7 protein-coding genes are annotated in these 6,322 nt (G+C 44.9%); 3 read left to right on the plus strand and 4 right to left on the minus strand.

The genetic code is table 11. From position 1 onward, the window contains the following. The first annotated feature begins 103 nt into the window (after positions 1–103). On the plus strand, positions 104–658 hold the full coding sequence (locus WN59_RS12455; RefSeq protein WP_046517825.1) for a TetR/AcrR family transcriptional regulator: 555 nt from the start codon (positions 104–106) through the stop codon (positions 656–658). Positions 659–811: 153 nt separating this feature from the next. Here the strand turns inward: WN59_RS12455 and WN59_RS12460 are convergent, their stop codons facing one another. From WN59_RS12460 to WN59_RS13670, 3 genes are all read right to left on the minus strand, one after another. Further along, entirely contained in the window at positions 812–1,597 is a 786-nt protein-coding gene (locus WN59_RS12460) for an AraC family transcriptional regulator (protein WP_046517827.1), read from the minus strand. Between the two features lie 19 nt (positions 1,598–1,616). After that, positions 1,617–2,192: a LysE family translocator gene (locus tag WN59_RS12465; protein ID WP_046517830.1), complete on the minus strand. Its 576-nt coding sequence runs from the start codon at positions 2,190–2,192 to the stop codon at positions 1,617–1,619. Positions 2,193–2,283: 91 nt separating this feature from the next. Beyond that, a complete protein-coding gene (locus tag WN59_RS13670) occupies positions 2,284–2,454 on the minus strand; it encodes a hypothetical protein (protein ID WP_156172444.1) in 171 nt (56 codons plus the stop codon). Between the two features lie 364 nt (positions 2,455–2,818). Here WN59_RS13670 and WN59_RS12470 point away from each other — a divergent pair, with 364 nt between their 5' ends. Next, on the plus strand, positions 2,819–4,432 hold the full coding sequence (locus tag WN59_RS12470) for a BCCT family transporter (RefSeq protein ID WP_046517832.1): 1,614 nt from the start codon (positions 2,819–2,821) through the stop codon (positions 4,430–4,432). Positions 4,433–4,553: 121 nt separating this feature from the next. Beyond that, positions 4,554–5,459, plus strand: a complete 906-nt coding sequence (locus WN59_RS12475; protein WP_046517835.1) for an acetamidase/formamidase family protein — start codon at positions 4,554–4,556, stop codon at positions 5,457–5,459. Between the two features lie 35 nt (positions 5,460–5,494). Here the strand turns inward: WN59_RS12475 and WN59_RS12480 are convergent, their stop codons facing one another. Then, the gene (locus WN59_RS12480; RefSeq protein ID WP_046514430.1) at positions 5,495–6,052 is read right to left on the minus strand and encodes a DEAD/DEAH box helicase family protein; all 558 of its coding nucleotides are present in this window, start codon (positions 6,050–6,052) and stop codon (positions 5,495–5,497) included. Between the last annotated feature and the right edge of the window lie 270 nt (positions 6,053–6,322).

The following is a 6,322-nucleotide window of genomic DNA, read 5'->3' on the forward strand; positions in this document are numbered from 1 at the left end:
TACCAATAGATTTCATAAAATGTCGTGTATACGACAGATTTACAAATGTGTTGTAAAATCAAAGATATATGAATCAGGAAAATTTACTGAAAGGGGGATTGGCATGGCAAAAGAAAAGATCGATCCGCGCGTAATGCGGACGAGGAAACTCATCATGGATTCCTTTATATCACTTTCGGGGGAAAAGGAATTCAAGAACATCACCGTCAAGGATATTACCGAAAAAGCGATGATAAACAGGGCGACATTCTATTATCATTTTGAAGATATATACGATCTGCTTGAAAAGGCATTATCCGAAGTCCTCATGGTAAACCTCGGACGGAAAGCGTATGAAGATCACATTGTGGAAAGTGACACGATTGCGGACATCTTCCAGGCAGTCACCGATTTCCAGGAGTCACTGTCGAGCAGATGCCACAGGGGATATGAAGATACCATTGCAAGGATCATAAGGGATCAGATTGAAGTCATAGTATATGATATGCTGCTCAATCAGAACGCAGAAAACGGCGGGGAACTGAGAACCGTTGCAGTCATGTTCAGCTGGGCCCTGTACGGGGCCTCCGAAGAATGGAAGAGACATTCGCGCAAAACCGAACCAAGGGAGTTCATCAAAAACGCAGTGCCTCTTCTGGGGGAAAACATCAGGATATGACTTCCTGACGGGCTATATGATAACGCCCGGCGATATGACAGAAACACTGTCAGGACGGCGATTAACAGCATGATATAAAGATGGTGTAACGCATAGGATACAGTTTCCATACAGCCGGAAATTAATTAACAGGGTCCCGGAGCCGGGGCCCTGTTATTTTTTTGATTTCAGATGCATTACATAATCATAAGCAGTAATGCCGTATATACTTTTAAAATGTCGGTTTAAATGTGTAAGATCGAAGAATCCGCATTCCGCCACTGTCTGGTAGATGTCATTATTTCTCTCCAGTGACTTCCTTGCCTGTTCCACTTTACTGTTCAGGAAATACTGGTAGGGTGTGATGCCTGTTTGTGCTTTGAACTTCCTTATGAATTGGAATTTTGAAAGGTTGAGCAGACTGCTCACTTCTTCCAGCCTGAATGTATTCCCCTCAATGGAATGGAGTATATCTTTGGCGTCTTTGACCGCCAGATCATCTTCGTAATGATCCAAAGGAATTTCTTTTTTTGCAAAGCTGTCCGACAGATTCAGAAACAATTCATTGATAACAGCCTCATCCCGGCCGGTTAATATGGAATTGGATAAATTGAGCACCTTCTGTCTGATATTCCGATTATATATGACCGGATTGGTGAACTTGAACATCTCTCCGATTTCCGACGCTTCCATCAGAAGTTCCGGTTCGATATACAGCATGACGTATTCGAGCCCGGTTTCATCATGCGCTTTCCCATCGTGTATCTGTTCGGGATTGAAAAACATTACACCTTCAGGATGGGAAAGCTGCCGGCTGCCTTCAAGGTCATATTCCTGAATGCCTTTCAGGGTAACACCGATTGCATACTCGTGGTGGGAATGCTTCTTATACGTGAATTCATCCAATCTGGCCGACAAAGCGGTAATATCCCCCGCTTTCTTGTATATGAAATTATCCACTCTATCACCCCATATCTGCTTATAGCCACACCATGACTGCTGCATATAATAAAAACAGTGCCATCGCTACATTCACAACCCTCTCGTGTCTCTGCAGGAACTTCCTGAAGACTGTGCCAAAAACCACCCATATATTGAATGCCATGAAACCCATCAACACAATTACTGAGACATAAAAAATGACGGGCAGAATTTCGTCGTAATACGGTAATATGAAAGTGGGAATGACCGTCATGACGAAAGTGAGGACTTTAGGATTCAGGAATTGCAGCAGGAACCCTGACCGGAAACTGTTTTCATCTTCTTTAATATTATCGCTGCCGCCGCTTTTGAAAATGATATAAACAAGATACAGCATATAGAGGCTCCCCAGAATCTGCATGACCAGCAGCAGTTTCGGCATCACGGAAACAAGCATGACATTCAGCACTGCAGAAATCAGCAACAGAAGACCGAAAGCGAGTGTTGCGCCATATGTGTATTTCATCGCTCTCCTGGTACCGTAGTTATTCACTGTCGATAATATATCTATGTTGGTGGGACCGGGTGTGACGGTCACGATGAAACAATATGTCAAAAATGGAATAATACTCATTGGCCACAACTCCTCAGGTTTTGCTCTTGAGTATATACCTCCATGATTTTTCCATATAGTACGATATTGCAGAAAAAAAGTGACCCGGAGGTCACTCATTCGAACTCAGAAAATCTGAAAGCTTATCCGACAGTGCGTTTACAGCGACTATGAACACCGGCGGAACGATAAAGATCAGCGATACTGCACCGAGAATCGGCATCAGGAAAATCAGTGCAAGTACTGCTCCGAAAATAATTAGAATTGAAGTACTTTTATCCATCTCTGCCTCCTGCATTGCTATGTAAACTGTTTTGCCGTAATCAATGACATGGATGTCTTTTCTTAAAGTTGATAAGTAAGCTGTCACAATATAATGTATCACAAATAAAAAGATATATCACGGCAATATAGGTTTATAATATAATAACGGTATGCGATACTATAGAAAGCCTTTGTCATCAGTGTCTACACGATTCGATGGAGCACCGATGTAACGCCCGGTTTTTACGTGTTGAGTCCATTGATTACAAAATCCAAATTGCACTCAGTGTGTAAATTTGGTATTCTCAATAGGTTATTCTTTTACAGGCAAGTAAAAATAATGGATATCACAAGGTATCCTGCAAATATTAAGGAGCAGATTAATGAAGGATTCTTCAAATTCCACCGGCAATAAATCCTCAAAAGTCTTTATATATTCAGTAATCATAGTCGGGTTACTTGTAATCATCGGAGCCGTCAATCCGGACAGCTTCGGAGCCGTGGCCGGCTCCATTTCAAATTGGGTCAGCAATTATTTCGGATGGTACTATCTGATCATCACTTCCGCCATGGTGTTCTTCTGTATCTTCCTTGTCTTCAGCCCCATAGGGAAACTGAAGCTCGGAAAGCCGCATCATGAACCGGAGTTCAGCACGCGTTCCTGGCTTACCATGCTGTTCAGTGCCGGCATGGGAATCGGGGTTGTTTTCTACAGTACCTCCGAACCCATTTCACACTTTATCGCACCGGCCACAGCGGATCCCGAGACTGAGGAAGCCATACTTGAGTCCATCAGGGCCACCATTTTCCATTGGGGCGCACATGCATGGGGCATGTACGGTGCTGTAGCACTGGCGCTCGCCTACACTCAGTTCAGAAAGGGTGAAAGCGGACTCCTTTCCAAAACTCTGCGGCCGATACTTGGTAGCAAAGTGGACGGCCCGATCGGCATACTCGTCGATATACTTACGGTATTTGCCACCGTTATAGGGGTCGCAGTATCACTTGGTGTCGGTACGACACAAATCAATGGGGGACTGAATTACTTATTCGGTGTGCCAATCAGCCTGACAGCCCAGGGGCTGATCATCACTGTGGTCACGATATTGTTCCTTGCCAGCGCATGGAGCGGTCTCAGCAAAGGGATCAAATACCTGAGCAATATAAATATGGTGCTGGCATCGATACTGCTTCTCTGTGTCCTTATACTGGGACCGACAATGCTCATATTGAACATGCTGCCGACAGCAGCAGGGGATTATCTCAATACATTTGTTGCGAACACACTGGATGCAGCACCTCTGAACCAGCAGAAGAATGACTGGCTGCAATCGTGGACCATCTACTACTGGGCTTGGTGGCTGAGCTGGAGCCCATTCGTCGGCATCTTCATCGCCCGGGTGTCCAGAGGCCGTACCGTGCGTGAATTCGTCATGGCACTCCTGATTGTGCCGACTACTATCGGCATCATCTGGTTCACTGTATTCGGTGTCACCGGCATAGAAGTGGCCAGCCGCACACCGGAAATATTCAATTTCGGCCCGGAGACACAACTGTTTGCGATCTTTGACGAGATGCCGCTGAGTATACCGTTATCTATTTTAGCGATCATTCTCGTATCGTCATTCTTCATCACATCCGCGGATTCAGCGACATTCGTCCTCGGAATGCAGACATCTAACGGATCGCTCTACCCGTCGGCAAGAACCAAAATCGTCTGGGGTATCGCCCTGTCATCCATCGCCTACGTCCTGCTCCTGTCAGGCGGGGAGACCGGGCTTGAAGCGCTGCAGTCCGCCGCCATCATCGCCGCGCTGCCATTCAGTTTCGTCATCATACTGATGATGATTTCATTCTATAAGGATGCGAACGAAGAGAGGAAGTACCTTGGACTCACAATCACTCCGAACAAGCACCGCATGCAGGAATACCTCGATAAAGAGGAGAAAGAGTACAGGGAACAAAAAGAAGCGGGTGTGGATGAAAGTGAACTTTGATCCAGACCGTCAGGCATCGGGACCTCCCGGTGCCTTTTGTTATGACCGGAGCTTTTGATTGCACTTTCCGGTTTTATACATAACAATTGAGATGACAATAATTTTAGTGGAGGGTGTTAACATGTTCCATGAACTCAGTAAAGACAACTATTTCTATGCCATGTCAAAAGATAATGGACCGAAACTGAAAGTGGATATTGGGGATACTGTCAAAATCAGTTCCCACGATTGCTTCACCGGTCAGATCACTTCCGAGGAAAATGCATTCGAAGGATTCTCCTGGGACGGGATCAATCCCGCTTCCGGGCCCATCTATATCAATGATGTAAAGCCCGGTGACGTGCTGAAAGTCACGATAGAAAAAATCGATATCGCAAATACCGGCGTCATGGTCACAGGACCCGGGATGGGTGTCATGGGAAACAGGCTCAAGGACATGAACGTACGGAAATTCGATGTGGATAATGAGAAAGGTACAGTGGATTTTGACGGCCTTCGGTTACCGGTCAATAAAATGATCGGCGTCATCGGAGTCGCACCGCCCAACGCCGCCGTCAACAACGGCACACCCGATACGCATGGCGGGAATATGGATTCGGTAAAAGTGACAGAGGGTGCAGTACTCTACCTTCCCGTGTATCACGAAGGCGCACTCTTCGGGCTCGGAGACGTGCATGCAGCCATGGGAGACGGGGAAATCAGCGTATCAGGGCTTGAAGTCGAAGCGGATGTTACAGTAAAGCTCGAAAAAGCAGAAACACTCAGAACCTATCATCCTGTCATCACAGACGAAGACGGCGTCTACATGATGGTGTCAGACAAAGACCTCAACCTCGCCGTCGACCAGTCGGTCCATAAGATGACAGATTTGCTGCAGCCCCACACCAATCTACCACTGTCAGAAATGACCATGCTCATGAGCCTCGCCGGCCAGACACAGATCAACCAGGTCGTCGATCCGAAGAAAACCGCACGGTTCTTCGTTCCACGGTACATTCTCGAACATTACAATGTTGAATTGAAATAAAGAATAACAGTGGCATTCCCTTGGAATGTCACTGTTTAATTTATCCATTCAATTATTTTCTCAGACGCTTTTTGAGCATCTATTTCAGTTACATCAAGCCTTAAATAATTTTGTTCCTCGATTTCTCCTGGTAAGGAATTTAAGCGGTGATTTTCCACAGAATGTAAAAGTTCTTTCTTAGAGAGATCTATATCTCGTTTCGACGGTTTCTTTTCCAAACGGTAACTTGATCCATTCCTTTTCAATCTTTCCTCTAGGCTCGCTTCAAGCTCGACAAAATATAATTTATGATGTTTATCGGAAAATAACGATTTCAGTTTGTCTATGTATTTCCAATCATCTTTCAAGTCAAATCCCCACACAAAAGTAAAAACAATACCCGGGTGATCCCCATCTTTAGAAATATGATCAAAAATATCCATCCGCAGTTGATCTGATAATTCGAATGTGCGCTCATTCCAGCCGATATACGGCCATATAGCATCCAGTGTTACATGATTATGAAATAGAGGCAGACCAAGTGATTCACCGACCTTTTCTCCTATAGTCATCTTGCCAACTGCCTGTGGACCGAAGATAAGTATAATTTTCATGCAGCCACTCCTCATGAGGAAATTTTATTAAGCATATCATTGTTACATGGACTCTGGAACAGTTATCCAAACAAACTTGGAATATTAAACAATACTATGAGACAATTAATGTAAATCGACTTTTCGGGAGAACAATTAAATGAAAGTAACCATAGTAATCATCCTGATGCTCGCAGCAGGATTTCTGCCTCTGGCAGTCAATTTTATACCGGCCATACCGGACAGCTTTTCCACAGCCGCATGGATAGGAACGATCATATTGTTATTCAT

Source organism: Salinicoccus sediminis, assembly GCF_000986795.1.
Taxonomy (GTDB): Bacteria; Bacillota; Bacilli; order Staphylococcales; family Salinicoccaceae; genus Salinicoccus; species Salinicoccus sediminis.

Bases quoted from the DNA above. Each gene is read 5' to 3' on its own strand.
- WN59_RS12465 (WP_046517830.1), bottom strand. From the start codon at position 2,192: ATGAGTATTATTCCATTTTTGACATATTGTTTCATCGTGACCGTCACA.
- WN59_RS12470 (WP_046517832.1), top strand. From the start codon at position 2,819: ATGAAGGATTCTTCAAATTCCACCGGCAATAAATCCTCAAAAGTCTTT.
- WN59_RS13670 (WP_156172444.1), bottom strand. From the start codon at position 2,454: ATGGATAAAAGTACTTCAATTCTAATTATTTTCGGAGCAGTACTTGCA.
- WN59_RS12480 (WP_046514430.1), bottom strand. From the start codon at position 6,052: ATGAAAATTATACTTATCTTCGGTCCACAGGCAGTTGGCAAGATGACT.
- WN59_RS12455 (WP_046517825.1), top strand. From the start codon at position 104: ATGGCAAAAGAAAAGATCGATCCGCGCGTAATGCGGACGAGGAAACTC.
- WN59_RS12475 (WP_046517835.1), top strand. From the start codon at position 4,554: ATGTTCCATGAACTCAGTAAAGACAACTATTTCTATGCCATGTCAAAA.